This is a genomic window from Parageobacillus sp. G301 (assembly GCF_030268025.1).
In the GTDB taxonomy this organism is placed as follows: domain Bacteria; phylum Bacillota; class Bacilli; order Bacillales; family Anoxybacillaceae; genus Parageobacillus_B; species Parageobacillus_B toebii.
Genome location: NZ_BSDB01000003.1, coordinates 1 through 26,905, shown reverse-complemented (window position 1 = coordinate 26,905; position 26,905 = coordinate 1). Strand labels below are relative to the sequence as shown.

The 26,905-nt window shown below is 43.0% G+C and carries 24 protein-coding genes; 19 read left to right on the top strand and 5 right to left on the bottom strand.

Annotation, left to right across the window (positions count from 1 at the left end):
* The first annotated feature begins 65 nt into the window (after positions 1-65).
* Positions 66-1,166, top strand: a complete 1,101-nt coding sequence (mutY, locus tag QSJ37_RS16020) for an A/G-specific adenine glycosylase (protein WP_285756195.1) — start codon at positions 66-68, stop codon at positions 1,164-1,166.
* A gap of 10 nt (positions 1,167-1,176) precedes the next feature.
* Here the strand turns inward: mutY and QSJ37_RS16015 are convergent, their stop codons facing one another.
* On the bottom strand, positions 1,177-1,401 hold the full coding sequence (locus QSJ37_RS16015; RefSeq protein ID WP_012749192.1) for a hypothetical protein: 225 nt from the start codon (positions 1,399-1,401) through the stop codon (positions 1,177-1,179).
* 68 nt (positions 1,402-1,469) lie between these two features.
* Between QSJ37_RS16015 and fabL the strand changes: the two genes are divergently transcribed.
* The 10 genes from fabL to nikC all read left to right on the top strand — a co-directional run bounded on the left by fabL (position 1,470) and on the right by nikC (position 11,504).
* On the top strand, positions 1,470-2,219 hold the full coding sequence (gene fabL, locus QSJ37_RS16010; RefSeq protein WP_062678461.1) for an enoyl-[acyl-carrier-protein] reductase FabL: 750 nt from the start codon (positions 1,470-1,472) through the stop codon (positions 2,217-2,219).
* A gap of 58 nt (positions 2,220-2,277) precedes the next feature.
* The gene (locus tag QSJ37_RS16005) at positions 2,278-2,463 is read left to right on the top strand and encodes a gamma-type small acid-soluble spore protein (protein ID WP_285756193.1); all 186 of its coding nucleotides are present in this window, start codon (positions 2,278-2,280) and stop codon (positions 2,461-2,463) included.
* Between the two features lie 386 nt (positions 2,464-2,849).
* The gene (locus QSJ37_RS16000; RefSeq protein WP_062678460.1) at positions 2,850-3,122 is read left to right on the top strand and encodes a YgaB family protein; all 273 of its coding nucleotides are present in this window, start codon (positions 2,850-2,852) and stop codon (positions 3,120-3,122) included.
* Positions 3,123-3,203: 81 nt separating this feature from the next.
* Positions 3,204-3,737 (top strand): nucleoside tri-diphosphate phosphatase, encoded by a 534-nt coding sequence (gene ntdP / locus QSJ37_RS15995; RefSeq protein ID WP_062678470.1) that lies wholly within the window; start codon positions 3,204-3,206, stop codon positions 3,735-3,737.
* Between the two features lie 73 nt (positions 3,738-3,810).
* The gene (locus QSJ37_RS15990) at positions 3,811-5,565 is read left to right on the top strand and encodes an ABC transporter ATP-binding protein (protein WP_285756192.1); all 1,755 of its coding nucleotides are present in this window, start codon (positions 3,811-3,813) and stop codon (positions 5,563-5,565) included.
* A 334-nt stretch (positions 5,566-5,899) separates the two neighbouring features.
* On the top strand, positions 5,900-6,925 hold the full coding sequence (locus QSJ37_RS15985) for an ABC transporter ATP-binding protein (RefSeq protein WP_285756190.1): 1,026 nt from the start codon (positions 5,900-5,902) through the stop codon (positions 6,923-6,925).
* Positions 6,891-7,856, top strand: coding sequence for an ABC transporter ATP-binding protein (locus QSJ37_RS15980; protein WP_285756189.1), 966 nt, complete (start codon positions 6,891-6,893; stop codon positions 7,854-7,856). Before QSJ37_RS15985 ends, QSJ37_RS15980 begins: the two co-directional genes overlap by 35 nt.
* 49 nt (positions 7,857-7,905) lie before the next feature.
* A complete protein-coding gene (locus QSJ37_RS15975) occupies positions 7,906-9,513 on the top strand; it encodes an ABC transporter substrate-binding protein (RefSeq protein WP_483313618.1) in 1,608 nt (535 codons plus the stop codon).
* Between the two features lie 67 nt (positions 9,514-9,580).
* Complete coding sequence (locus tag QSJ37_RS15970; RefSeq protein ID WP_285756188.1) at positions 9,581-10,585, top strand: ABC transporter permease; 1,005 nt, start codon at positions 9,581-9,583, stop codon at positions 10,583-10,585.
* Positions 10,586-10,604: 19 nt separating this feature from the next.
* Positions 10,605-11,504 (top strand): nickel transporter permease, encoded by a 900-nt coding sequence (gene nikC / locus QSJ37_RS15965; RefSeq protein ID WP_012749204.1) that lies wholly within the window; start codon positions 10,605-10,607, stop codon positions 11,502-11,504.
* A 38-nt stretch (positions 11,505-11,542) separates the two neighbouring features.
* Here the strand turns inward: nikC and QSJ37_RS15960 are convergent, their stop codons facing one another.
* The 3 genes from QSJ37_RS15960 to QSJ37_RS15950 all read right to left on the bottom strand — a co-directional run bounded on the left by QSJ37_RS15960 (position 11,543) and on the right by QSJ37_RS15950 (position 19,042).
* Positions 11,543-12,604 carry an FUSC family protein gene (locus QSJ37_RS15960; protein ID WP_285756186.1) on the bottom strand — a complete coding sequence of 354 codons (1,062 nt, stop codon included), beginning with the start codon at positions 12,602-12,604 and terminating at the stop codon, positions 11,543-11,545.
* 417 nt (positions 12,605-13,021) lie between these two features.
* Positions 13,022-17,494 carry a glutamate synthase-related protein gene (locus QSJ37_RS15955; protein WP_285756402.1) on the bottom strand — a complete coding sequence of 1,491 codons (4,473 nt, stop codon included), beginning with the start codon at positions 17,492-17,494 and terminating at the stop codon, positions 13,022-13,024.
* 252 nt (positions 17,495-17,746) lie between these two features.
* The gene (locus QSJ37_RS15950; protein WP_285756185.1) at positions 17,747-19,042 is read right to left on the bottom strand and encodes a glutamate-1-semialdehyde 2,1-aminomutase; all 1,296 of its coding nucleotides are present in this window, start codon (positions 19,040-19,042) and stop codon (positions 17,747-17,749) included.
* Positions 19,043-19,154: 112 nt separating this feature from the next.
* Here QSJ37_RS15950 and QSJ37_RS15945 point away from each other — a divergent pair, with 112 nt between their 5' ends.
* The 8 genes from QSJ37_RS15945 to perR all read left to right on the top strand — a co-directional run bounded on the left by QSJ37_RS15945 (position 19,155) and on the right by perR (position 26,478).
* Positions 19,155-20,159, top strand: coding sequence for an ABC transporter ATP-binding protein (locus tag QSJ37_RS15945; RefSeq protein ID WP_062754803.1), 1,005 nt, complete (start codon positions 19,155-19,157; stop codon positions 20,157-20,159).
* Positions 20,152-20,943: an ABC transporter permease gene (locus QSJ37_RS15940; protein ID WP_285756183.1), complete on the top strand. Its 792-nt coding sequence runs from the start codon at positions 20,152-20,154 to the stop codon at positions 20,941-20,943. Before QSJ37_RS15945 ends, QSJ37_RS15940 begins: the two co-directional genes overlap by 8 nt.
* 3 nt (positions 20,944-20,946) lie before the next feature.
* On the top strand, positions 20,947-21,732 hold the full coding sequence (locus tag QSJ37_RS15935) for an ABC transporter permease (protein ID WP_285756182.1): 786 nt from the start codon (positions 20,947-20,949) through the stop codon (positions 21,730-21,732).
* A gap of 276 nt (positions 21,733-22,008) precedes the next feature.
* Positions 22,009-22,968: an L-lactate dehydrogenase gene (locus tag QSJ37_RS15930; protein WP_285756179.1), complete on the top strand. Its 960-nt coding sequence runs from the start codon at positions 22,009-22,011 to the stop codon at positions 22,966-22,968.
* Between the two features lie 36 nt (positions 22,969-23,004).
* Positions 23,005-24,630, top strand: a complete 1,626-nt coding sequence (locus tag QSJ37_RS15925; RefSeq protein WP_285756178.1) for an L-lactate permease — start codon at positions 23,005-23,007, stop codon at positions 24,628-24,630.
* A gap of 204 nt (positions 24,631-24,834) precedes the next feature.
* Positions 24,835-25,239, top strand: a complete 405-nt coding sequence (locus QSJ37_RS15920) for a potassium channel family protein (RefSeq protein WP_285756176.1) — start codon at positions 24,835-24,837, stop codon at positions 25,237-25,239.
* Between the two features lie 66 nt (positions 25,240-25,305).
* Positions 25,306-25,776 carry a thioredoxin-dependent thiol peroxidase gene (gene bcp / locus QSJ37_RS15915; RefSeq protein WP_285756174.1) on the top strand — a complete coding sequence of 157 codons (471 nt, stop codon included), beginning with the start codon at positions 25,306-25,308 and terminating at the stop codon, positions 25,774-25,776.
* A gap of 249 nt (positions 25,777-26,025) precedes the next feature.
* Complete coding sequence (gene perR / locus QSJ37_RS15910; protein ID WP_285756173.1) at positions 26,026-26,478, top strand: peroxide-responsive transcriptional repressor PerR; 453 nt, start codon at positions 26,026-26,028, stop codon at positions 26,476-26,478.
* Between the two features lie 27 nt (positions 26,479-26,505).
* Here the strand turns inward: perR and QSJ37_RS15905 are convergent, their stop codons facing one another.
* Entirely contained in the window at positions 26,506-26,862 is a 357-nt protein-coding gene (locus tag QSJ37_RS15905; RefSeq protein WP_285756172.1) for a YgzB family protein, read from the bottom strand.
* Between the last annotated feature and the right edge of the window lie 43 nt (positions 26,863-26,905).

The following is a 26,905-nucleotide window of genomic DNA, read 5'->3' as shown; positions in this document are numbered from 1 at the left end:
TCAGGTGTTTTTTTGCGAACAATGATATAATAAAACGTATATACTGACATCATGGGGGAAACAACGTGAAGGAACAAACGTTTCTTGAGGGATTCGCTGTAGAAGATTTTCAACGAGATTTAATTCGTTGGTTTGAAAAAGAACAGCGTGACCTGCCGTGGCGCAAAGATAACGACCCGTATAAAGTATGGGTGTCGGAAATTATGCTTCAGCAAACAAAAGTAGACACCGTTATTCCGTATTTTAATAAGTTTATCGACCAATTTCCGACACTGGAGGCGCTTGCGGAAGCGGACGAAGAAGAGGTGCTAAAAGCGTGGGAAGGACTCGGTTACTACTCGCGCATTCGTAATTTGCATGCGGCGGTAAAAGAAGTGAAAGAACAATATGGAGGGAAAATTCCCGACAATCGAGAACAGTTTTCCAAATTAAAAGGGGTTGGGCCATATACGACAGGAGCGGTATTAAGCATCGCCTATGGCATTCCGGAACCTGCCGTCGACGGCAATGTGATGCGGGTATTATCACGGATTTTTCTTGTCTGGGAAGATATCGCCAAAACAGGAACGAGAAAGCTGTTCGAAGCGATTGTCCGGCAAATTATTTCACGCGAAAACCCTTCGTATTTTAACCAGGCATTGATGGAGTTAGGAGCGCTTATTTGTACACCGCGTAATCCGGCTTGTCTCCTTTGCCCGGTACAAGCGCATTGCCGGGCGTTGCAAGAAGGGGTACAGACGGAGCTTCCGGTAAAAACGAAAAAAACGAGTGTTAAACAAGTGGCGATTGCAGCTGCGGTGCTGAAAGATGAACATGGCAAAGTACTGATCCATAAGCGGGACAGCGATGGATTGCTTGCGAATTTATGGGAATTTCCGAACTGCGAAGTAGCGCATTCACGGGAAAATCCGGAAAGACAGTTGGAAAAGTTTTTGAAGGAAGAATACGGGGCAATAGTCCAGCTTGAGAAACCTTTTGCGGTTTTAGAACATGTGTTTTCTCACTTAGTTTGGAATATTACCGTTTATGACGGCAAACTAGTTAATGGTTTTACGGAAACGGAACAGCTGAAACTTGTTGATGAGCGAGAAATCAGTTTATACGCCTTTCCTGTTTCCCATCAACGAATTTGGCGAGAGTATAAAGAGAAAGAAACAGGTGGATAATCCACCTGTTTCAGTCATACGATTGTCTCGTTCCTTGTGTATAGGTAGCTTCGCTTTTTCTGAGTCCGCCGCGAGCTTCGATTTCTTCGATGATTTCGCGGTGGATCGTTTGTCCTTCTGCGTTTAAATAAGGAGCAATTTGCTGAAACGAATGGTGAAAAAAAGCGAGTTCGCTGTCTTTCCATTCCGATTTTGGGATCATCGAAAGTTCGGTCATATCGCGGCCAACGTACATGATGGATGCCTCCTTTTTTTCTAGTTTAAAAAAGTACTCATTCATTTATACATAAAGGGGAGAAAAACATGAGTGAAAAAGTTGCGGTAGTCACAGGAAGCAGCCGTGGAATCGGCAAAGCGATTGCCCTTCGTCTTGCAAAAGAAGGATACGATATTGTCGTTAACTACGCACGCAGTAAAGAAGCGGCGTTACAAACGGCGCAGGAAATCGAAGCGCTGGGACGAAAAGCGCTTGTCGTGAAAGCGAACGTCGGTGATGTCGAAAAAATTAAAGCGATGTTCGCGCAAGTGGATGAAGCGTTTGGACGTGTGGATGTCCTTATTAATAACGCCGCTTCAGGCGTGCTGCGGCCGGCGATGGAGCTTGCGGAATCGCATTGGGATTGGACGATGGATATTAACAGCAAAGCGCTGTTATTTTGCGCGCAAGAAGCGGCAAAACGAATGGAAAAAGTTGGCGGAGGAAAAATCGTCAGCATTAGCTCGCTCGGCTCCATCCGTTATTTAGAAAATTATACGGCTGTCGGTGTTTCCAAAGCTGCGGTTGAATCATTAACGCGTTATTTAGCTGTCGAATTAGCGCCGAAAAATATTTCTGTCAATGCCGTATCAGGTGGTGCGGTCGACACAGACGCATTAAAACATTTTCCAAATCGGGAAGAACTGCTAGCCGATGCAGTAGCAAAAACTCCTGCCGGTCGAATGGTAAAACCTGAAGATATTGTCAACGCGGTAATGTTTTTATTGTCCGACCAAGCAGAAATGATCCGCGGTCAAACGATTATCGTTGATGGTGGAAGATCTTTACTTTTGTAATTTGGATGGATAAAACGATCACCTCCTGGGCACATTAAGTGACGTGGAGGTGATAACAATGGCAAAACAACAACCAAACAAAACAGCTGCAGGCACTAACATTCAAGAAGTAAGACAACAAAACGCACAATCTGCACAAGCAGGTCAATTCGGCACTGAATTTGCTGCAGAAACTAATGCGCAACAAGTAAAACAACAAAACGCGCAAGCAGAAGCTCGCAAAGCGCAAAATTCAAGCAAATAACATAGAAAAGTGGAGGCGAGCCGTTTAACCGCGACGGGCAAATGTTCTTCGCCCGCAGGGGTGTTTGTCACCCCAAGGGAGAAGGTTATTTGTCCCGCTAGCTGCATCTGCGGTTACTCGGCGCATGTCAGCAAAGATGCAAATTCAAGTAGCTGACAGGTTGCGAGCCGAAGCTAGACAGCTAAAAAAAAGCGGGGGCGGCATAGCCAGTTCTTAGAGAATCGTTTCCCATTGGTCGATTGGGAAAATGATTTCTCGGAAATGAGCTGGCTGCCCCCGTTTTTTATCGACAAAAGCTATCATAACTTTACATATATAGTCAAAGGAAATTTTCCTCTCTTCCCGAATGTAATAAACATAACCGGAAGGGAAGGGAGAGAACGAACGTGGAACTGTTTGAACGTTTAGTGAATGAGCAACTAAAAACGATGGATCGGCTTTTATTTTTACAGTCGGAAATCGAGCGCTGCCAAGAAATTGAAAAACAATTAATCGAGCTGCAACAAGAAGCGAAACTCCAATCCATTCAAGAGGAAATCCAACAAATGAAACGACAGTTAAGAGAGATTCAACAAACGTTTGAAAAGCAAACGGAAGAAGTCATTCTCACATATCAAAACCAGTATCGCCGTACGTGCGAGCCATCTTCAACGCGTTAAGATGGCTCTCTTTTGTTTTCATTTGTATCTTCAATCGTTATAATAAAAAAGAGAAGTTCCCATAGGAAAGTAGGGAGAATGATGTCTGGATATCCTGCAGAAGGAGAAATTATTCAAATTCATAGTTATAAACATAACGGTTTGATTCATCGAGTATGGGAAGAATCGATCGTGCTGAAAGGGACCTCTACGTGTATTATCGGAGCGAATGATAAAACGATGGTGACGGAAGCAGACGGCCGGACATGGGTGACGCGCGAGCCGGCAATTTGTTTTTTTCACGCGAAACATTGGTTTAACATTATTGGCATGATTCGGGAAGAGGGAATTTATTATTATTGCAATTTGAGTTCACCGTTTGTATGGGACGAGGAAGCGCTAAAATATATCGATTATGATTTGGATATTAAAGTATTTCCCGATATGACGTATATTCTTCTTGACGAAGATGAATATGAACGGCATCGCAAAGAAATGAATTATCCAGATGTGATCGATAGAATTTTGAAAAATAATGTGAAAAAGCTGATCAGTTGGATTCATGAACGAAAAGGTCCGTTTGCGCCAGATTTTATTGACACGTGGTATGAAAAGTTTCGTTCATATCGAAAGTGAATGAAAGGGGAAAGCAAAAAAGCCTGTTCGTTGCCGCAAACAGGTTTTCTGCTTTTTAAAGGGGGATATGTTTTTGGCAATTATTCGCCGCTATATGCAATTTGTGCGTCCATATAAATGGTATATTATCGCAACGATGATCATCGGAATTATTAAGTTTGCGATTCCGCTTCTCATTCCGCTGTTATTAAAATATGTCGTTGATGAAATTATCGCAAATACGAAGTTGCCGATGTCCGTCAAGACAGAGCGTCTTTGGTGGGCTATCGCTGTGATGTTAGTGATTTTTGTCCTCATTCGCCCGATTGTCGAATATTATCGGCAATATTTTGCGCAGTGGACGGCAAGCAAAGTGCTCTATGACATTCGCAATCGATTATTTACACATATGCAAAAACTAAGCTTTACGTATTACTCTAACCATCGCACAGGGGAAATTATTTCGCGTGTGATTAATGATGTCGAGCAAACGAAAGATTTTATTATTACAGGTCTGATGAATCTTTGGCTAGATATGACCACGATTATTATTGCACTTATCATTATGATGAAGATGGATATCAAATTAACGCTTGTTTCCATCAGTACGCTGCCGCTTTATGCATTTTCCGTAAAATACTTTTTCGGGCGTTTGCGGCAACGGACGAGAATGCGTTCCCAAGCGCTGGCGGAACTGCAAGCATACTTGCACGAACGAGTACAAGGAATGCCGGTGATTAAAAGTCTTGCGATCGAAGAAGAGGAACAGAAACGTTTTTCCGAACAAAACAACAATTTTTTAACAAAGGCGCTTATGCATACGAGCTGGAATGCAAAATCGTTCTCTGTTGTGAATACAGTGACAGATATTGCCCCCATCATTGTGATTGGCTATGCCGGCTATCAAGTATTGATTGGTCATATTACCGTCGGAACATTGGTTGCTTTCGTCGGTTATATTGATCGGCTTTATAGCCCGTTGCGCCGCCTTGTGAACTCGTCAACGACATTAACGCAGTCGTTCGCCTCGATGGATCGAATGTTTGAGTTTTTGGATGAGACATATGATATTGTGGATGCGCCAAATGCGATGGACTGCAAGGAAGTAAAAGGGGACATCGTATTTGAAAACGTAACTTTTGCTTATAGTAAAAACGAGCCGCCTGTACTTCGAGATATTTCGTTTTCCGTAAAAGCGGGTGAAACGATCGCTCTTGTCGGCATGAGCGGGGGAGGAAAATCTACATTAGTAAGCCTTATTCCACGGTTTTATGACGTCACAAAAGGACGCATCTTATTAGACGGCATAGATATTCGCGACATACGCGTCCGCAGTCTTCGCGATCAAATCGGGATGGTGTTCCAAGATAGTTTTTTATTTAGCGATTCGGTGAAAGAAAATATTTTGCTCGGAAAACCAGGTGCGACAGACGAAGAAGTGATTGCCGCCGCAAAAGCGGCCAATGCTCACGATTTTATTATGAATTTGCCGGACGGATATGATACGAAGGTCGGAGAACGCGGCATTAAATTATCCGGCGGGCAAAAACAGCGAATCGCCATCGCCCGTGTCTTTTTGAAAAATCCTCCGCTTCTTATTTTTGACGAAGCAACATCAGCCCTCGACCTAGAAAGCGAGCATTACATTCAAGAGGCAATGGAACGGCTCGCGAAAAATCGGACTACGTTTATCGTTGCCCATCGCCTGTCAACGATTACTCATGCGGACCGGATTTTTCTTATCGAAGATGGAAAGATTGTTGAAAGCGGCACGCATGATGAATTAATGGCCAGAAAAGGACAATATTATCACTTATTTACGATTCAACAATTGAATTACAAGGAGTGAAAAAATGTTTATATTATCGAAAAATAAGAGTTAGAAACGGTCTTGCAAAGTTGTTAAGGCCGTTTTTTATTTAGATAATATGAACCTCTCCCGCCTTTTCTTTGTTTATTAGGTTCTTTGTTTATTAGGAGGAAAAATATTATTATTTAGTAAATGAAAGGAAAAAACAGTTTTACATGCTGTAAGACTGTTTTTTATTATTAATTTTGTCTGTTTAGATAATTTTAATTTTTTGTAAATATTATATTGTCTTATTGAAATTTTCGTGGCATAATTTTGATTAAAATTAAAAAAATGAATATTCTATCAATTTAGTTAAAAAGGAGGTGAAATAATGGGAGATGCACGAGTGCTGGAAGTAAAAGGATTGAAAACATCTTTTTTTACGGATGAAGGAGAAATTCCTGCCGTTGATGGCGTTGATTTTTACATAAACGAAGGGGAAATTTTAGGAGTCGTTGGAGAATCAGGATGTGGAAAAAGCGTCACCTCGCTGTCGATTATGGGCTTATTGCCAAAAGGAGTCGGGCGCATCGTTGATGGCGACATTATCTTCAAAGGTGAAAATCTCGTTCATGCAACGGAAAAGCGGATGAAACAAATTCGCGGCAATGAAATCGCGATGATTTTCCAGGAACCAATGACCTCATTAAATCCGCTATTTACGATTGGAGACCAGCTAATTGAGGCGATTCGCATACATACGAAAATGAGCAAGAAAGAAGCGAAAGCAAGAGCCGTCGAGATGTTAAAGCTGGTCGGCTTGCCGCGCGCAGAACAGATTGTCGATGAATATCCGCATCAGCTCTCTGGCGGGATGCGCCAGCGTGTGATGATTGCGATGGCGATGGTATGCAATCCATCATTATTAATTGCTGATGAGCCGACAACGGCGCTTGATGTGACGATTCAGGCGCAAATTTTAGCGTTAATGAAGGAACTGAATAAAAACTTTCGCACATCGATTATGATGATTACGCACGATTTAGGGGTAGTCGCTGAGGTATGTGAACGCGTGATCGTCATGTATTCAGGAAAAATTGTTGAAGAAGGCGATGTGCGGACGATTTTTAAAAATCCAAAACATCCTTATACGATTGGTCTCATTCAATCGGTGCCGGATATTCGGACAAAAAAGGAGCGATTATATTCCATTCCAGGAAATGTGCCAAAACCGGGATCAGTACGGCAAGGATGCCGTTTTGCCGCAAGGTGCGAATATGCGTTTGACCGCTGTTTCCGCGAAGATCCAGAATTATATGAAGCGGGGGAACGAGGGCATCGTGTTCGCTGTTTTTTGCCGCTCGGAGAGGAGGAACAAAATCGTGAGCGAACCGCTGTTGCAAGTGAAAGGTCTTAAAAAATATTTTCCGATTACGGGAGGAGTATTTGGCAAAAAAATCGGTGAAGTGAAAGCAGTCGATGATGTCACATTTACTGTTTACAAAGGAGAAACGCTCGGCATCGTCGGGGAAAGCGGCTGCGGCAAATCAACGACCGGCCGGATGCTTCTTCGCTTAATTGAGCCGACAGAAGGTTCGATTGTATTCGAAGGAAAAGAAGTCACAAAGCTATCTAAATCGGAATTACGGAAAATGCGGCGCGACATGCAAATGATTTTCCAAGATCCTTTTGCATCACTGAATCCGCGCCATACAGTTGAAAAAATATTGGAAGAGCCGCTCGTAGTCCATGGAATAGGATCGAAAGAAGAAAGAAAAAAACGCGTGCAAGAGATGCTCGAAATCGTCGGGCTTGGGCGTTATCACGCGAAGCGGTATCCTCATCAATTTAGCGGCGGACAGCGGCAACGTATCGGTATTGCAAGGGCGTTAATGACCAACCCGAAGCTCATTATCGCCGATGAGCCAGTATCGGCGCTTGACGTGTCGATTCAAGCGCAAGTGTTGAATTTGCTAGAAGACTTACAAAAAGAATTTGGGCTTACCTATATTTTTATTGCCCATGATTTAGGGGTTGTCCGTCATATTAGCGACCGCGTCGGCGTAATGTATTTAGGTCGTCTAGTCGAATTGGCTGATAGCGATCAATTATATGAATCGCCAAAACATCCGTATACGAAAGCGCTGCTTTCCGCTGTTCCGATTCCAGATCCCGAATATAAGAAGGAAAGCCAGCTGTTATCAGGCGATTTGCCAAATCCTGCAAATCCGCCGCAAGGGTGTGCATTTCATACGCGCTGCAGCGCTTGCATGGACATTTGCAAGCAAAAGCGGCCGGAGATGAAAGAAGTAGAAAAAGGCCATTACGTTGCTTGCCATCTTTATTAGCCATTGGCAAGCAACGAAATGATAAAAATGAAATCTAAAGGGGGAACTTATGGTGAGGAAAAAAACATGGATAACATTGCTTGCATTGATGCTTGTATTGTCCATGGCACTAGTTGGCTGTGGAAAATCAGAAAAGACAAGCAGCGGTGAAAAAGGCAAATCATCGTCTCAAGACACGCTCGTATATGGACGCGGCGGTGATTCCGTCTCGCTCGATCCAGCTACGGTCACCGATGGCGAATCGTTAAAAGTGACGAAAAACATTTTCGATACACTGCTAGATTATAATGATGGTGATACAACGGTAAAACCGGCGTTAGCGACAAAATGGACGATTTCCGATGATGGATTGACGTACACATTTGAGCTCCGCAAAGGTGTGAAGTTCCATGATGGAACGGATTTCAACGCGGAGGCAGTCGTATTTAACTTCGAGCGTTGGGCGAACGGCAACGCCGAAAAATTCCCGTATTACGGCTCGATGTTTGGCGGCTATAAAAACGATGAAAGCCATGTCATCAAAGAAGTAAAAGCATTGGACGATTACACGGTTCAATTTGTGTTGAAACGTCCGCAGGCTCCGTTTTTGAAAAACATCGCAATGCCGCCGTTTGCAATTGCAAGCCCGGCAGCGATTAAAAAATATGGAGACAAATTTGGCGAAAATCCGGTTGGAACCGGTCCATTTGCCTTTAAAGAATGGAAACGAAATGAGCGAATTGTCCTTGAAAAAAATAAAGATTATTGGGAAAAGGGCTATCCAAAGCTTAATCAATTAATCTTTGTTTCGATTCCGGATAACTCTGCTCGCCTAAATGCGCTATTAAAAGGCGAAATTGATTTAATGGAAGATTTGAATCCGAACGATTTGAAACAAATTGAAGGAAATAAAGATTTGCAAATTTTTAAACGTCCATCGATGAACGTTGGTTACGTTGGATTGACGACGACAAGAGGACCATTGAAAAACAAATTAGTCCGTCAAGCATTGAACTATGCGGTGGACAAAAAAGCGATCATTGACGCATTTTACGCCGGCCAGGCGGAACCGGCGAAAAACCCGATGCCGCCGAGCATTCCTGGTTATAACGATGAAATTCAAGATTATCCGTTTGATTTGAACAAGGCGAAAGAATTACTTGCAAAAGCAGGCTATCCGAACGGTTTTGAAATGGAATTATGGGCAATGCCAGTGCCTCGTCCATATATGCCGGATGGCAAAAAAATAGCAGAAGCACTTCAAGAAAATTTTGCGAAAATTGGTGTAAAAGCGAAAATTGTTACGTATGAATGGGCAACGTATTTAGAAAAAGCAGCAAAAGGAGAAGCAGATGCGTTCTTGCTTGGTTGGACAGGAGATAACGGTGACGCGGACAACTTCTTGTACGCACTGTTAGACAAGGACAGCATCGGCAGCAACAACTATACGTATTACTCAAATGACGAGCTTCATAAAATTCTAGTCGAAGCGCAAACGATCAGCGATGAAAATAAACGGAATGAACTTTACAAAAAAGCGCAAGAAATTATCAAAGAGGATGCACCATGGATTCCGCTCGTCCACTCGACGCCACTGCTTGCTGGGAAAGCAAACATTAAAGGCTATAACCCGCATCCGACCGGTTCGGATAAATTTACAAAAGTTGAATTCGAATAACAACGTGTGGAGGGGGAGGAGTGCATCCTTCCCTCTTTTTTCATGATCAGTGAAAGGAGTGACAGAAGTGCTTTCTTATACAGTAAGAAGAATATTAATGGTCATTCCTGTATTATTAGGGATGTCTCTTGTCGTTTTTTTCATGATTCGCGCGATTCCGGGCAACCCTGCTCAAGTCATTTTAGGGCAAAAGGCAACGAAAGAAGCGGTTGCCGCATTAACCCATAAGCTCGGATTAGATCAGCCGTGGTATGTTCAGTACATCAAATATTTAGGCGGATTGCTGAGAGGAGATTTAGGAGAATCCATTCGAACAGGAGCGGCCATATCAGAAGAAATTTGGCCATATTTAGCGGCGACCTTAGAACTTTCATTAGCGGCAATGATCATCGCCGTTGTGATCGGGGTGAATGCAGGAATCATTAGTGCTTGGTTTCAAAATTCGTGGTTTGACTACATCGCGATGGTATTAGCTTTAATTGGTGTCTCCATGCCGATTTTCTGGCTTGGGCTGATGGAACAATGGGTGTTTGCGATTCAATTAGATTGGCTGCCGACGTCGGGACGCGAAGAAGTACGAAATCCAATTGAACCGATTACCCATTTATATTTAATTGATACGCTCCTAGCAGGAAATATCGAGCAATTTATGCAAGTCGTGCAGCACCTAATTTTGCCAAGCGTGGCGCTGGCGACGATTCCGATGGCGATCATTGCCCGGATTACGCGTTCAAGCATGCTCGAAGTGATGAAATCTGATTATATTCGTACGGCAAGAGCAAAAGGATTAAGCATGTTTTGGGTCGTGTACAAGCATTCGCTAAAAAATGCCATTATTCCTGTATTGACGGTAATAGGTTTACAGACAGGCTTATTGCTAGGTGGCGCGATTTTAACGGAAACAATTTTCAGCTGGCCAGGCATCGGCCGCTACATTTACGATGCGATTGGATACCGTGACTATCCGGTTATTCAATCTGGGATTTTAGTAATCGCAACGATTTTTATTTTCATTAATTTAATTGTAGACCTTCTATATGCAGCGATTGATCCGCGCATTAAATATAACTAATTAAAGGGGGAAAGCGGATATGGCGGAACTAGCCCGTAATCAAACGCCGATTCACGCTGTGGAAGAAAAGGAAGAATCTGCTTCCCTGTGGAAAGAAGGATGGCGCAGATTTCGGAAAAATAAAATGGCCCTTGTCGGATTGGGAATTGTTGTCTTTTTTATCTTGCTGGCGATTTTTGCTCCACTGCTTGCGCCTTATGACTTTAAAGAACAAAATTTAGCAGAGCGGCTGCAGCCGCCTTCATCCAAACATTTATTTGGAACAGACGATTTTGGCAGAGATATTTTCTCACGTGTCATTTACGGGGCAAGAATCTCGCTATGGGTCGGATTTTTCTCCGTGCTCGGCTCCGTTATTGTCGGCTCGATGCTTGGCATTATTGCAGGATATTACGGGCGCTGGATTGATGGAATTATTTCGCGCTTGTTTGATATTATGCTTGCGTTTCCAAGCATTTTGCTTGCCATTGGGATTGTCGCGGTGCTTGGTCCCTCCTTGCAAAATGCGCTGATTGCGATTGCGGTGATTAATATCCCGAACTTCGGACGATTGATTCGCTCGCGTGTATTAAGCATTAAACAAGAAGAATACGTGATGGCGGCAAAAGCAATTGGGATGAGCGATATGCGCATTTTGTTCCATCATATTTTGCCAAACAGTATGGCGCCGATTATCGTGCAAGGCACGTTGGCGATTGCAACGGCCATCATCGAAGCGGCCGCCCTCGGATTTCTCGGGTTGGGGGCACAGCCTCCGAATCCAGAATGGGGGAAAATGTTAGCGGATTCGAAAGACTTTTTGACACAAGCACCATGGACGATGATTTTTCCAGGGCTTGCGATTATGTTAACCGTGCTTGGTTTTAACTTGATGGGCGACGGATTGCGCGATGCGTTGGATCCGCGCATGAAAAACTAATAAAAGAAGGCTATCTCTTTTAGCGGAGATAGCCTTTTTTAGTGACTAGCTAAATTTTTTACTAAGGCAGCATCATGATGATAATGTTGGAAGCTGTCAATCAATTTATCAAGATGTTCTAATTGTTCGCTATAATCGATAATCGCTCCTATTAATGAAAAGAGGTAATATTCGTTTTTTTGCTGGTGATGTGCGTAAAATGCTTCAATTAAACGTGTTCTTTCTTGATGGGTTTCAATCGCTGTTTCTGTACGAGGATGACATTTTGTTTTACCAATAAACTTTAGCAATATTTGTTCATGGTAATGAAGCAGACTGTCTAGTTGTGAGCGGATGGCTTGCTGCAACTCAAGCGGCATGTGGTACAACTCGTTTTCAAAACGATGAAGGATTTTTAATGTATCGAGCGCTCTGTTTGCGACTACGATCATTTGCCGATATAGCACAAGTTTTCGTGATTTTTGAAAACGATTTTTTCGCGAGTACGTGCGCTCTTCTTTATACATTAAGTAAAGATGCTCGAGTTTTGTCATATCTTCTTTCATTTTTTCAATGTCTTCTTTTAAAATATGGTGCTCGGACGCATGCCTTATATGGATGCGAATCCATTTTAAAATATTTTCCGTGTTTTCATTAATTTGTGCATATAGCCTTTTTTCATATTTTGGAGGAAGAAAAATTAAGTTGACGATAAAGGCAGCGAATACCCCGAGCATAATGGTGGAAAACCGGATAACGGCAAATTCGATAAACTCTCTGTCAGTATATTCCATAATCGCGATAACGGTAACTAATGCTACCGATATCGTTGACTCGAGGCGCATTTTTAAACAAAGAGCGATAACGATCATGAGCGTAAGGCCGATAATGAACGGGTCACGTCCGAACAAAAGAACAGCAATAATGGCAAATGCAGCGCCAATGATATTGGCTTGGACTTGTTCAATCAATGATAAATAGGAACGGTAAATCGTCGGCTGCATCGCAAACACGGCCGAAATTCCCGCAAATACAGGAGAGGGAAAGTGTAATAGGGATGCTAGAAAAAGCGCTAATGTAACGGCGATTCCCGTTTTGAAAATGCGGGCACCGAGCTTCATTGTATGTTCAAACCTTTCCTCCTTAGTTCTTATAAACAATTTAGTACTATACACGCTTTTATGTATGATATCAAGTGGAAAATATACAGAAATGTTTTTTAAATGACGAAGGGAAACGTATGATGCTTGCTAACTGGGTGTTTAAAATCTAGAGCAATGTTGTGGTAGATTTTTTTCTAAAAGAAATTGTCTCCGTGCAATAGAGATGCGAAAAAACAAATGAAAAGATAAAAGGCTACATATACAGTTTAGCATGTATAAACACAGGCGGTAAAAAAATAGATGTGACGATTTTCGGTCTAGGGGATTAAAGGTAAAATATTATGAGGCGGTTAATAACAAAATTCCTGTTCAAAAAGTTGCCGAGTATGTCAGAATAAAAAAGAGTATCCCGCTAGTTGCGGGATACTCTTTTCATCATTCTGTTGAAACGGAAGGATCGGCTTGTTCTTTTGTCGGAATCACTTGGAAGAAATGGTTTTCTGGTTTTTCAAGAAGCGGCTGTAATGATTGCGCTTCTTCGTGCTGACCGTGTTCTTTTAATAGTTCAATGTATTTCGATAACAATTCTTGTACATCCGATTTTCCACGTTCGTTCAGTGGCTCGAGGCGTACTTGCGCTCCTTTTGCGATGCGGCGTTCCAATGCCGCCTTCGTTAACCCCATTTCCGGTTGGTGGCGCAAGTAGACGACTCCACCTGTCATTCCGGCGCAAATCCATGGACCTGGGTCGCCAAGAACAATGCCGCGTCCATTTGTCATATATTCGAAGGCAAATCCTTTAATGTTCGCACGTGTGCCGATATTTCCATGTTCTTTTTCCGGAATCGGCGCTGTCACTTGGCCGCCGATGATCATATCCGCACCAGACAGACGAATGCCAGCGCGTGCGTCCGCGTTTCCTTGCGCGATGAGCAAACCTTTTTGCGCCCCGTATCCGAAGCCTTTGCCAACGGAGCCGTTATAAAATTTTCCGTCTTTTCCCTTTGCTTTCAAAATGAAAATGCTGCCGCCAAACGCGGTTTTTCCAACGCCGTCCTGTCCGCCGCCGTCGACATGGATATGGATGCCGTGAGTGTTGTAAGCGCCGAGTCCATTTCCAGGAATCGAGCCGTTTTTGTAGCGCAATGTGACATCTGGCAATTTTTTGTACGATCCGTCGAGACGACCGCGCACGCGGTGGCAAGAAACACGGCTGCCGAGAACGCGCTGTTCGGACGTGACGGTCGTAAATTCACGGGAACGATGCAAATCTTCCACATGGTAATCGAGATATTCCGCCCCAGCAGCAACGAGCAATGATGGTTCCTCTGCGCTTGCAGCTGCTTCTTTTTGCGCCATTTGCTCCACTTCAAGCACTTCAAGCAAGTTTGATAGATTCATTTGCTCTAGTCCTCTTGTTTGCTCTAATAAGTCAGAGCGGCCGACGATATCTTGCAGGCGAGTAAATCCAAGAGAAGCTGTTAATGCTTTTAATTCGTTTCCAAACGCGGTGAATAAGTTGACTAATCCTTGCACTGCCGTCTCGAATTGCCGCGGAACAAAACGGCGCAATCCGTGTTCTTTTGCTTGCGCAACCGATTCGATTTGAGTGGCGATTCCGACATGGCACGTATCTAAATGACAGCCGCGGCACGTCGTACAGCCGATCGCAATCATCGATAGCGTACCAAAGCCGATGCGGTTGGCCCCCAGCAACATCACTTTGAGAACGTCAAGTGCGCTTTTAATGCCGCCGTCCGCCCAAATTTCGACTTTGTTTCGCAAACCGGCTTCAAGAAGGGCGTTATGAGCGGCCTTTACCCCGATTTCCACCGGAAGGCCGACATGTTGCAGCGCATGGATGCGCGCCGCTCCGGTTCCGCCATCGAAACCGCTTAGTGTAATAATGTCCGCTCCCGCTTTGGCGATGCCGACCGCAATCGTCCCGATGTTTGGCACGACCGGCACTTTGACGGCGACTTTTGCTTTGTCGTTTGCCGTTTTTAATTCAGCGATCATTTGTGCCAAGTCTTCAATCGAATAAATATCATGGTTATTCGATGGAGAAATTAAGTCCGAACCGATGGTTGCGTTACGCGCTTCGGCGATTTTTGCCGTTACTTTTGAACCCGGCAAGTGGCCTCCTTCACCTGGTTTTGCTCCTTGGCCGATTTTAATTTCCAATAGATTCGAAGAGTTTAACAGTTCCGCGTTCACTCCAAAACGGCCGGATGCAATCTGCTGGCCGCGAGTACGCGGGTATTTGCCGAGCATATCTTTAATTTCGCCGCCTTCGCCGTTTAAGCTGACCATGTTCAAGCGGTCTGCCGCTTCCGCATAAGCGCGGAACGCCACTTCGTTTTGCGAACCGAACGACATCGAAGCAATGACGAACGGCAGGCTATGTTCGCCGACGCTAATATCGACTTTTTCGATAGGAACTTGTTTTTCCGTTTTCTTTATATCTAACAAATGACGAATCGTTGTTGGTGTTTCGGTTTCGAGCTCGTTCATTTTTTCTCGATAGTTATCATACGATCCCGTTTGGGCGACCTCTCCAATCGCCTTCCAAATGCGAGGGAAGAGGTGGAACGTTTTTCCCGGCTTGGCGTTTTCGTTGGCGTAGTCTTCGGCACGGGAGATTGCGTCTTGTTTCAGCGCTTCGAAATCGTATTGCAACGAGCCAGAGCCAAAGAAGTTGACAATGTTTAATACATCGGCGATTTCATCATGCAGGCCAATCGATGAGAAGAGGCGGCTGTATCCACGCAATTCGTGAATGCCAATCGTTGAAATCACTTTTTCTAATCCTTTATTGAGCGCTTTAAATAGGTTGACAACAGGTACAATCGACTCTTCCGACGCAACCGTCGCAAACATGAGATAAGGGCTGATTGCGTTTGCTCCTAATCCATAGGCGACGACAAAATCATGAAGGGAGCGAATCGCGCCAGAACGAAGCAAAATGGAACAATCGCGGCGCAAGTCTTGTTTTGTTAACGATTGATCGATGGCCGATGTGATGAGCAGCGGGTCAATCCATAAGTTTCCGTTTTGATGTGCTTCTGCATCATCAATGACGAGCAAGGTCTTGCCGGAACGAACCGCTTCACATGCTTCGTTAGAAAGACGCTCTAGCGCCTGCGGAATGTTTTCTTCCGCCGTAAACGTCGCCGACAGGACGTACGCTAATTGTTTTTCTCGGAACGAATGAACAATTTGGTCGTACGAAGGATGATGTAATTCTGTCGCGCAGTCGTTTCCGATTTTTCCTTCGATGAGAATCGGCGAGCTTAGCTCGATAACATATGACGTTTCTGTTTTATCTACGAGAGATGGCCGTTTTCCAATGATAGTTCTTGTTGAAAAATGTTCCATTTCACGGTCGCGGTCAATGGCTGGATTGGTGACGACGGCGACGCTTTCTTTAATGAAATCTGCGAGATTTTTCCGATTCGGATTAATAGCCGCAAGCGGCGCGTCATGACCTAACGAGCGAATCGGCTCCGCACCTTTTTCCGCCATTTGTTCTAAAAGTTGAATATGTTCTCTGTCCCAGCCGAACGCGGCATATTGACCGTTATGCACTTTTGTCGGGGCAAAAGTAAATACGTGATTTTCCAGTTTCGGAACATCGAGACGTTTTCGGAGGTTAGTAATGTCAAACCGTTTCGAAAAACGGGCATATACTTCTTCCTGAAACTGTTCGTATTCCAACACTTGAATGACGTCGCCGCCGAACCATGCTAAGCCGATTTTTTCCCCTGGTGCGAGCGGCTTTGGTTCTCCCGTATATTCGCTTGCCGGAATGATTCCTGGTTCTGACGCAAAAACAAATCGTTTTTCCGTTTCTAATTTCCAAAGTGGGCGTAATCCGAGCGCGTCGACGCTGAAGACCGCTTCGTCCCCGTAGCGGGAGATAATTGCTGCCGGCCCTTGGGCGAAATGCCCCCATGATTCGCGGATGTACGTATACAAGTCTTGGAGGTGCTCTGGATACGCTTTAATTTCATTCACAATAGGCGGGAACAATATATCCATCGCTTCAAATAAGCTATAATCATAACGGCAGATAAGCGTTTCCATCGTCCGGTTTAAATCTTGGGAGTCACTGCCGTCATTTGTCAATGGGACACCAATCATCACTGCTTCGTCACGCAGCTTTGCAATTGTGTTAATTTCGCCGTTATGAGCTAATACGCTAAACGGCTGAACGCGGAAAAAGTTAGACAGCGTATTGGTCGAGTAGCGGTTATGTCCTAATGTCATGGTCGATGCGATAAACGGATGGGCTAAGTCATGATAGTATTTTGGCAAAATATCTCCGGCTCCCATCACTTTATACACAACGTGAAAATTGCTTAAAGAGGCAACATGAACATTTTCATCTTTCTCGATTTCAATCATTAGATCAAACAATCGTTTTGTAAGCTGCGCATTGTCGCTTGGCAATAAGGCGACTTGCCAAAATACCGGTTCTTGCCGAAGCGCGATTGGGCCTAACGCACTGGAGGAGGTCACACGGTCAGATTCAAAAATCAATGAAAAACCTGTTTTTTTGAATAACTGTTTGATCTTTGTTTTTATATGGTCTACATCAGCAGACCGATCGATGAAAAGATGGCCGACGGTAAAACTTTCGTCGTTTGCTATTTCTGGATTTTGACCGACGTTTGCGAGTTTTTCCATCCAAAGTTTTCTTGGAATATCCATATGAATGCCGACGCCGTCTCCCTCGCCATTAATAAATCCGGCGCGGTAATTCATTTTGACAAGCGCGTCAATACATGTCATAATGTTCTCTCGGGTTGGAATACGTCGTTTTTCGATAGCGGCGACAATGCCGCAAGCATCATGTTCTACTTGATGAAAGTTTTTAAAATGGTTAGGGTTCCAACGTTGTCTCATAACGTAAGCGGCGCTAAAGCGGGAACGTTCCTGCTTTTCGCCATTCACCTCCCGTGTTGAATAAACATAAGCGGCAATTTTGATCTTAATTTTCAGAATTTATAACCTATAATATCATGATTGCATATCCAAATCAATTATTTATTCATTTTCTTGGATAATTATATTCATCATATTTTATGTTTTTTGCAAACGTTTTCAACAACTTAACAATAATCCCAGGAGGGGATTCCTCCTGGGATTATTGCATAATTATTCATTTTTTAATTGTTTAAATGCATTTTCCACCGCTTTGAGCGTATATTCCACGTCTTCTTCGGTATGAGCAAGCGTAACAAACCATGCTTCATATTTGGAAGGAGCGAGGTTGATGCCTTGCTTTAACATAAGCTTAAAGAACTTCGCAAACATTTCTCCATCGCTTCGTTGGGCTTGTTCATAGTTTTCGACTTTTTCTGTTGTGAAGTAGACGGTGAATGCACCTTTCAAACGATTGATTGTTATAGGAATGCCGTATTTGTTTGCGTGAAGAAGTATGCCTTCTTCCAGCATCGCGCCGAGCTTGTCAAGATATTCGTACACGCCGTCTTGCTTGAGCACTTCAAGACAGGCGATACCGGCAAGAATTGACGCTGGGTTTCCTGCCATCGTTCCTGCTTGGTATGCCGGACCGAGCGGCGCGACTTGTTCCATAATGTCTTGGCGGCCACCATATGCACCGATTGGCAGACCGCCGCCAATAATTTTTCCAAGCGCGGTTAAATCCGGTTCGATCCCTAATAAATTTTGCGCCCCGCCGTACATAAAGCGGAATGCGGTAATCACTTCATCGTAAATGACGAGGGCTCCCGCTTGATGGGCAATTTCATTGATTGCCTCTAAAAAGCCTGGTTTTGGTGTAACGATCCCGAAGTTTCCGACGATTGGTTCCACAAGCACAGCGGCAACTTGGTCTCCCCATACGTCCATCGCTTGTTTAAATGAGTCGACATCATTGTACGGCACAGTGATTACTTCTTGGGCGATGCTTTTTGGCACGCCTGCGGAATCTGGAGTTCCTAACGTTGATGGACCGGAGCCGGCAGCGACAAGGACAAGATCGGAATGTCCGTGATAGCAGCCGGAAAATTTGACAATTTTATCACGGCCTGTATAAGCGCGCGCCACGCGAATCGTGGTCATGACCGCTTCCGTTCCTGAATTGACAAAACGCACTTTTTCTAAAGACGGAATCGCTTCTTTTAACATTTTTGCAAAGGTAATTTCATGCGGCGTGGGTGTGCCGTAAAGGACGCCAGTTTCTGCGGCGCGCTGAATCGCTTTTGTAATGTGTGGATGGGCATGGCCAGCTATAATTGGTCCGTATGCCGCCAAATAGTCGATATATTTATTGCCGTCGACGTCCCAAAAATAAGCGCCTTGCGCGCGTTCCATGACGACCGGCGCTCCGCCGCCGACCGCTTTATATGAGCGGGACGGGCTGTTGACGCCGCCGACGATATGCTGCAATGCTTCTTGATAAAGCTGTTCTGATTTCGTAAATTGCATCGTTCAAATCCTCCTATTATTTCATTGCCGATTTTTATTTTAACATAAAGCATACCATTTGTTTCGGGATGTGACTTCAGATAAACTATTGCCTATGTGGAGGGAGTGTAACATGAACGTCATTGAAGTAGAAAACTTAAGAAAAGAATTTAAATCGTATTCAAGTCGCTCTGGCTTATTCGGAGCGTTTCGCGATTTATTTACACGAAATTATAAAATCATTCGCGCTGTCAACGACATTTCGTTTACTGTAAAGCAAGGTGAAATGGTCGGCTATATTGGGGAAAATGGTGCGGGGAAATCGACAACGATTAAAATGCTGACGGGAATTTTGACGCCGACATCCGGTAAAGTGCTCGTCAACGGCATGAATCCGCATAAAGAGAGGGAAGCGTTCGTTCGAACCATCGGCGTTGTGTTCGGGCAGCGCTCCCAACTTTGGTGGGATATCGCCGTCCAAGAGTCGTTTCGACTGTTGAAAAAAGTGTACCGTGTATCGGATCAAGACTACAAAGAACATATGGAACATGTCATTGAAACGCTCGATATCGGTCCTCTGTTGGACAAGCCGGTTCGCAAGCTGTCGCTTGGACAGCGGATGCGCTGTGAGCTGGCCGCTGCGCTTATTCATAACCCGCCGCTTTTATTTTTAGATGAACCGACGATTGGCTTGGATGTGCTTGTAAAACTGAAAATCCGTCAGTTTTTAAAAGAAATTAATGAGAAATACAACACAACCATTTTATTAACGACCCATGATATTTCCGACATCGAAGCGTTATGCGAACGCGTCATTATGTTGGATGAAGGAAAAATCATTTACGATGGCTCACTGCAAAAGCTAAAAGAGAATTGGGGAGAAGGGAAACAAATTCAATTTACGTTCGCAAGCGAAATTACGTTAGATGCTTTAAAGGAATTGACCGATGGTTTGCAAGTAACATGGAAAAAAGGGGAGCAAGCAAACGTCTGGACAGCAAATATAGCGCCATCGCTTCTGCCTGAAGTCATTAGCCGCGTTGTTTCCCGCTATTCGATTCAAGATATGAACATTAATGAAATTTCTACGGAAGAAATTATCCGCAACATCTATGAAGAAGGTGTTGTGCATGGATAAATATATCGAAATGATTCGCATCCGCTTTTTAATGATGCTTGCTTACCGGACGAATTATTACACAGGTATTCTCATTTATGCTATTAACATCGCGGCGTACTATTTTCTTTGGTCGGCGATTTATGGCGGCAAATCGGCGATGCAAGGCATGTCGATGGAGCAAATGACAACGTATGTTGCCATTTCATGGATGGCGCGGGCGTTTTATTTCAATAATATCGACCGTGAAATCGCCATGGAGATTAGAGAAGGAAGAGTGGCGACAGAGCTTATTCGTCCTTACAGTTATCTTGGAATGAAAACGATGCAAGGATTAGGGGAAGGAATCTTTCGTTTGTTGTTTCTTTCGCTTCCGGGAATTTTTTTTGTCGCTTTATTTTTGCCTCTCCGTTTTCCAACCGATGTTCATACATGGATGTTTTTCACATTGTCGATTATGTTTAGTTTTATTATTAATTCGGAGTTGAATTTGCTTGCGGGCATTGTCACGTTTTTTACCCTTAACAATGAAGGGTTATTGCGTGCAAAGCGGTTTGTGATCGACTTGTTTTCCGGACTTATTTTGCCAATCAGCTTTTATCCGGATTGGGCGCAAGCGGCAATGAAATACTTTCCATTTCAAGGAATTAGCTATATTCCAAGCATGATTGTGACAGAAAGCTTTCAAGGGCAAGCAATCATCCACGGCCTTTTGTTTCAGTTTGCATGGTGCGTGCTGTTGCTCATCCCGATTCAGCTATTGTGGCGAGCGGCGAAAAAACAGCTTGTCATTCAAGGAGGGTGAGTCGTGTTTTACGTATCGATCTTTTTTCAGTATATGGCGCAATACATGAAAACAAAGTTGCAATATCGCGCTGATTTGCTTGTCGAGTTCATTTCTGATTTGATGTCGCAGGCGGTCAATCTTGTTTTTCTTCTTGTTGTGTTTGGACATACGACGTTATTGCACGGCTGGACGCGTGAGGAAATTTTGTTTATTTACGGCTTTTTCTTAGTGCCATATGCGGTGTTCGGAGCGTTTTTTAACATTTGGGATTTTAACGAGCGCTATATTGTGCGTGGAGAAATGGACCGTGTGTTGACGCGCCCGGTTCACAGCTTATTTCAAATTATTCTCGAACGCATGGAGTTAGAGTCGCTTCTTGGCGGAGTGACAGGCATGATCATTATGGTGTATGCAGGTGCGCGCTTGCATCTTTCGTTGCATTGGTATGATATTTTTATGTTTATGTTGCTTGTACTAGGTGGAGCGCTTATTTACGCGGGAGTATTTGTGTCATTGGCGACCATTAGTTTTTGGGCCGATGCTCGTACATCGATTATTCCGATGATGTACAACATCAGCAACTACGGGCGCTATCCGATTGATATTTATCATCGCGTCATCCGCTATATTTTAACGTGGATTCTGCCGTTTGCGTTCGTTGGCGTGTATCCGGCTTCCTATTTTCTCGGCAAAAAAGAATGGTACGGATATGCGTTTTTTACTCCAGTCATGGGAATCATCTTTTTTACGATTGCCGTGTTTTTGTGGAACGCAGGGGTAAAACGATATCGAGGTGCAGGGAATTAAAAAGAGGGAGAATCCGAAAGGAAGTAAAAATTCCTTAAAGGGATTGCCCTCTTATTTTTTTATGAAAATGAGTATATACAGACCATTTTTTTCGTTTATTGGATTGCTTGCTGGAACTGAATGTAGTGATACAAAAATACTGTTGTGCGGCCAAAATGTTAACAAAAAAGACAAATTTCTTTTATAGTTGATGCTTGATAAAGTTTGTGAAATAATGAACAATATATTTGTGAATAATTTCACAAACTAATTTTTGGGAAAGGATGACAGACAGCTATGAAAAGACAATGCATGAATCGAGTGGCGCTTATAGGAACAGGATTCGTTGGGGCCAGCTATGCATTTGCCCTTATGAATCAAGGAATAGCGGATGAGCTAGTGTTGATTGATGTGAATAAAGAGAAGGCAGCGGGCGATGTGATGGACTTAAATCATGGAAAAGTATTCGCGCCGAAGCCAATGAATATATGGCATGGAGATTATCAAGATTGCCGAGATGCCGATTTGGTGGTTATTTGTGCAGGTGCTAACCAAAAGCCAGGGGAAACAAGGCTCGATCTTGTTGACAAAAACATGAATATCTTTAAAACGATTGTCGATTCTGTGATGAGATCAGGGTTTGATGGCATTTTTCTTGTTGCAACGAACCCAGTAGATATCTTAACGTATGCTACTTGGAAATTTAGCGGGTTACCGAAAGAACGGGTGATCGGCTCGGGAACGATTCTAGATACGGCAAGATTCCGCTTTTTGCTAAGTGAATATTTTCAAGTGGCTCCAACCAATGTGCACGCGTATATTATCGGAGAGCATGGGGATACAGAACTGCCTGTTTGGAGTCACGCGGAAATTGGAAGTATTCCAGTTGAGCAAATATTGTCGCAAAACGATCGCTACAGAAAAGAGGATTTAGAAAATATTTTTGTTAATGTTCGTGATGCAGCATATCAAATTATTGAGAAAAAAGGTGCAACGTATTACGGTATTGCGATGGGGCTCGTCCGCATTACACGTGCCATTTTGCACGACGAAAATGCTATATTAACTGTTTCGGCTTATCTGGACGGTCAATATAATGAGCAAAACGTTTATATTGGCGTGCCTGCTATTATCAACCGAAACGGTATTCGTGAAGTAATGGAATTGAAGTTAAATGAAACAGAACAACAGCAATTTCATCATAGCGCAACCGTATTAAAAGACATTCTTTCCCGTTATTTTGATGAGGTAAAGTAATAAGTACTGACTTAGAATAACAATAAGGTGGACATCATGTGGATACAACATTACAATCCTTTTCATAACACATATCTTTCTGCATTGATTGCGGCGCTTCCAATTGTTTTGTTTTTATTATGTTTAACGGTGTTGAAGATGAAGGGAGTAAAAGCCGCTTTTCTTACCCTTTGTTTTGGATTAGTGACAGCGGTTTGTTTTTTTCATATGCCGATTTCAAAGGCGATTGCCGCTTCCACTTATGGAATTGCGAACGGTTTATGGCCGATTGGCTATATTGTGATCATGGCCGTCTGGCTATATAAAATCGCTGTGAAAACAGGGAAATTTGATATGATCCGCGGGAGTATCGCAAACATTTCTGAAGATCAGCGGCTTCAACTGTTGCTCATCGGTTTTAGTTTTAACGCATTTTTAGAAGGAGCTGCGGGATTTGGCGTTCCGATTGCCATTTCAGCTGCTTTACTTTCGGAACTAGGATTTCGCCCATTAAAAGCCGCCGCTCTTTGTTTAATTGCCAATGCTGCATCTGGCGCGTTTGGAGCCATTGGGATTCCAGTTATCGTCGGAGCGCAAATGGGAGATTTAACATCGCTTGAGTTATCTCGTACACTTGCTTGGATTTTGCCATTGATCACGTTTTTCGTTCCGTTCTTATTAGTGTTTATTTTAGATAAATGGAAAGGCGTTAAAGAAACATTGCCTGCTCTTTTAGTGGTAAGCGGAAGTTATACCATTGTGCAAACATTGACAATCATTGTGCTCGGTCCGGAATTGGCCAACATTTTAGCGGCGCTTGTCAGTATGGGGGCATTAACTATTTTCTTAAGAAAATGGCAGCCGTCACATATATATCGAGTAAATCAGGATGAAGAAGCTGTAGAAAAATCTAAATACAGCTTGAAAGAAATCATCAGTGCGTGGTCTCCTTTTTATATTTTAACGTTAATCGTTATTATCTGGAGTCTGCCGGGTTTTAAAGCGCTGTTTGCTGAAGGTGGAGCGCTTCATAAAACTACGCTTTTGTTTAAAGTGCCATTTTTGCATGGGGAAGTCGTAAAAACTCCTCCGGTGGCACCGGCACAGACGGCATTAGATGCAATATTCAAGCTGGATCTTGTATCAGCAACAGGTACAGCGATTTTATTAGCGGTGCTGTTCACAAGTATGTTTAGCAAAAACATTACGTTCGCTGAGGGAATACAAAGTTTAAAAGAAACATGTAAAGAACTATGGATTCCTGTATTAACTATTTGTTTTATCATGGGATTTGCCAACTTGGCTAACTATGCGGGTTTATCCTCTGCGATTGGTTTAGCATTAGCGAAGACAGGAGGTGCATTCCCGTTCGTTTCCCCGTTATTAGGGTGGCTTGGTGTGTTTATAACAGGATCTGTCGTGAGCAACAATGCTTTATTTGGACATTTACAAGTGGTTACAGGAACGCAAATAGGGACAAACTCTTCGTTATTGCTTGCCGCCAATACTAGCGGGGGAGTGATGGGAAAACTCATTTCTCCGCAATCCATCGCAATAGCAACTGCTGCAGTGCGAGAGACAGGCAAAGAATCTAACTTGTTTAAAATGACGATTTATTATAGCTTGATCCTGCTATTGTTTGTGGGAGTATGGACATACGTTCTTTCGATCATAGGAATGTAGATAATTATAGTTTGTTATTAAGTTAAGCACGGTGTATAGATAAAAAAGATATATTCTGCGGCCTTTTTCCGATTGATGCATCGGGAAAAGGCCGCAGTTAATTTTATATTACTTGCTTCATCTTTTTTGTGTTTCATCATCATTATGAATAATCGACTTTCTGTTTTCATATATATGGTTATGGACAAGTACGAGGTGAGAGCGATGGAGTACGTGTTTGTTGGAATTGTAGCGACGGTGTTGCTTGCAAGCATTGCGTCTATTTGGACGACAAGTATAAAAACGACCCGTCGTATTTCCTTAGAAAATTTATTTGTTCTTATTCAATGGTACATCACGATGATGTTAGGTTTCGCGCTTATATATATGGTGCTTCAACTTAATGGGCATAACGTATTCAACCCATCTGCCAATGAAACAGCCAACGAATGCTTTTCTGTACTTCAAGACAGCCTTTATTTAAGCGGGATGACGTTATTGTCAGTTGGATATGGAGATGTTACACCAAAGGGGATTGGAAGATGGATTGCCATCATTGAAGCTTTATTGGGTTATATTATGCCTGCTGTGCTTGTTGCCCGAACAATGTTTGACTGGGATGAGCGGTAATCGTTGCAATTTATTGTATCTTTCGCTACCCTAAAAACGAAAGAACAAGACAGTGGAGGGAAAACAATGTCACTACAAGTCGGACAACCAGCACCGGATTTCACGTTGCCGGCAAGCAACGGGGAAATAGTTTCTCTTTCTGATTTTCGCGGGAAACATGTCGTATTATATTTTTATCCGAAAGATATGACGCCAGGATGTACGACAGAAGCGTGTGATTTTCGCGATCATTATGAAAAGTTTACAGAGACAAATACAGTTATTTTGGGAGTAAGTACGGATTCTGTAGAGCGCCACAAAAAGTTTATTGAGAAATATCAATTGCCTTTTTTATTGCTTTCCGATGAAGAACATAAAGTAGCGGAAATGTATGGTGTTTGGAAATTAAAGAAAAATTTTGGGAAAGAATATATGGGAATCGAGCGCTCGACGTTTGTGATTGATCGGGACGGAAGATTGGTAAAGGAATGGAGAGGAGTCAAAGTAAAAGGACATGTAGAAGAGGCGTTAGAATATATTTTAGAAAATTTAACGTAATTTTCCTTATATCTAGGTAAAAGTCCATGCGAAAAAGCCGATAATGCGTATGATGGATAGTAACCTCCTCAAATGAATGAAAGAGCGATATTGGTGCGGAACAACCTTCCGCACATTTTTTCTGCTAAAAAATGTAGCAAGTTCATATATTAATGATACGAATATTGACAAATAGCATAAAATACTTGTAGACTAATTATAAAAATTATAAAATAATAATTCTTTTTATTTTTTTAGGAAGAGAGGTGCATGACGGTGTCTCATAATCAGCAGTTAAAAGAAGCGCTTGATACGTTAAAGCAGACGGGAATACGCATCACTCCGCAACGTCATGCGATATTGGAATATTTAATTAATTCGATGTCACACCCGACGGCAGATGAAATATATAAAGCGCTGGAAGGAAAATTTCCAAACATGAGCGTAGCAACCGTCTATAACAATTTGCGCGTTTTTAAAGAGATCGGATTAGTGAAAGAATTAACATATGGTGATGCATCAAGTCGCTTTGATTTTGTTACATCCAATCATTACCACGTTATTTGCGAACAATGTGGCAAGATTGTCGATTTTCACTATCCAGCGTTAGATGAGGTAGAAGAGCTTGCCGCTCATGTAACAGGGTTTAAAGTAGATCATCACCGTATGGAAATTTACGGGACATGTCCTGACTGTCAAGAAAAGACTCGTCAGCAACATTAAAAAGCTGATAGCGGGGAGGGATTGCTATCAGCTTTTTCTCTTTTTTTGGTTATATTTTTCGTCAAATTCTTTTCCTTCCAACTCTGGATCTAATGTCAACGGCTCATTGCAAAACATACATAAATCTACCCTGCCAAGCATTTTTGTCACTTTGCCACAAGATGGACATACGACTTTCACTGCCCTTGTTGATAATGTTCCAATCCAAAAATAAACAACGGTGCTTGCGATGATGAAAAGAAGGCCTAAAATCATAAACAGTGTCATAACAAAAGGAGATGTACGGAAAAATATCCCTATATACATAACAATAAAGCCGACAAAAATTAAGCTCAAGGCAAATGTGCGAATTTTGTTGATTTTGCTCGAATATTTAATGCCCATTTATTGTCCCTCCTATACATAACACTATATCATAAAGTGGAGA

Excerpts from the sequence above, each read along its gene's own strand:
- nikC (WP_012749204.1), top strand. The coding sequence starts at position 10,605 with ATGGCGGAACTAGCCCGTAATCAAACGCCGATTCACGCTGTGGAAGAA.
- QSJ37_RS15925 (WP_285756178.1), top strand. The coding sequence starts at position 23,005 with ATGTGGATACAACATTACAATCCTTTTCATAACACATATCTTTCTGCA.
- bcp (WP_285756174.1), top strand. The coding sequence starts at position 25,306 with ATGTCACTACAAGTCGGACAACCAGCACCGGATTTCACGTTGCCGGCA.
- QSJ37_RS16015 (WP_012749192.1), bottom strand. The coding sequence starts at position 1,401 with ATGTACGTTGGCCGCGATATGACCGAACTTTCGATGATCCCAAAATCG.
- QSJ37_RS15950 (WP_285756185.1), bottom strand. The coding sequence starts at position 19,042 with ATGCAATTTACGAAATCAGAACAGCTTTATCAAGAAGCATTGCAGCAT.
- fabL (WP_062678461.1), top strand. The coding sequence starts at position 1,470 with ATGAGTGAAAAAGTTGCGGTAGTCACAGGAAGCAGCCGTGGAATCGGC.
- QSJ37_RS15975 (WP_483313618.1), top strand. The coding sequence starts at position 7,906 with ATGGTGAGGAAAAAAACATGGATAACATTGCTTGCATTGATGCTTGTA.
- ntdP (WP_062678470.1), top strand. The coding sequence starts at position 3,204 with ATGTCTGGATATCCTGCAGAAGGAGAAATTATTCAAATTCATAGTTAT.
- QSJ37_RS16005 (WP_285756193.1), top strand. The coding sequence starts at position 2,278 with ATGGCAAAACAACAACCAAACAAAACAGCTGCAGGCACTAACATTCAA.
- perR (WP_285756173.1), top strand. The coding sequence starts at position 26,026 with ATGACGGTGTCTCATAATCAGCAGTTAAAAGAAGCGCTTGATACGTTA.
- QSJ37_RS15920 (WP_285756176.1), top strand. The coding sequence starts at position 24,835 with ATGGAGTACGTGTTTGTTGGAATTGTAGCGACGGTGTTGCTTGCAAGC.
- QSJ37_RS15985 (WP_285756190.1), top strand. The coding sequence starts at position 5,900 with ATGGGAGATGCACGAGTGCTGGAAGTAAAAGGATTGAAAACATCTTTT.
- QSJ37_RS15905 (WP_285756172.1), bottom strand. The coding sequence starts at position 26,862 with ATGGGCATTAAATATTCGAGCAAAATCAACAAAATTCGCACATTTGCC.
- QSJ37_RS15940 (WP_285756183.1), top strand. The coding sequence starts at position 20,152 with ATGGATAAATATATCGAAATGATTCGCATCCGCTTTTTAATGATGCTT.
- QSJ37_RS15955 (WP_285756402.1), bottom strand. The coding sequence starts at position 17,494 with ATGAGACAACGTTGGAACCCTAACCATTTTAAAAACTTTCATCAAGTA.
- QSJ37_RS15960 (WP_285756186.1), bottom strand. The coding sequence starts at position 12,604 with ATGAAGCTCGGTGCCCGCATTTTCAAAACGGGAATCGCCGTTACATTA.
- QSJ37_RS15930 (WP_285756179.1), top strand. The coding sequence starts at position 22,009 with ATGAAAAGACAATGCATGAATCGAGTGGCGCTTATAGGAACAGGATTC.
- QSJ37_RS15945 (WP_062754803.1), top strand. The coding sequence starts at position 19,155 with ATGAACGTCATTGAAGTAGAAAACTTAAGAAAAGAATTTAAATCGTAT.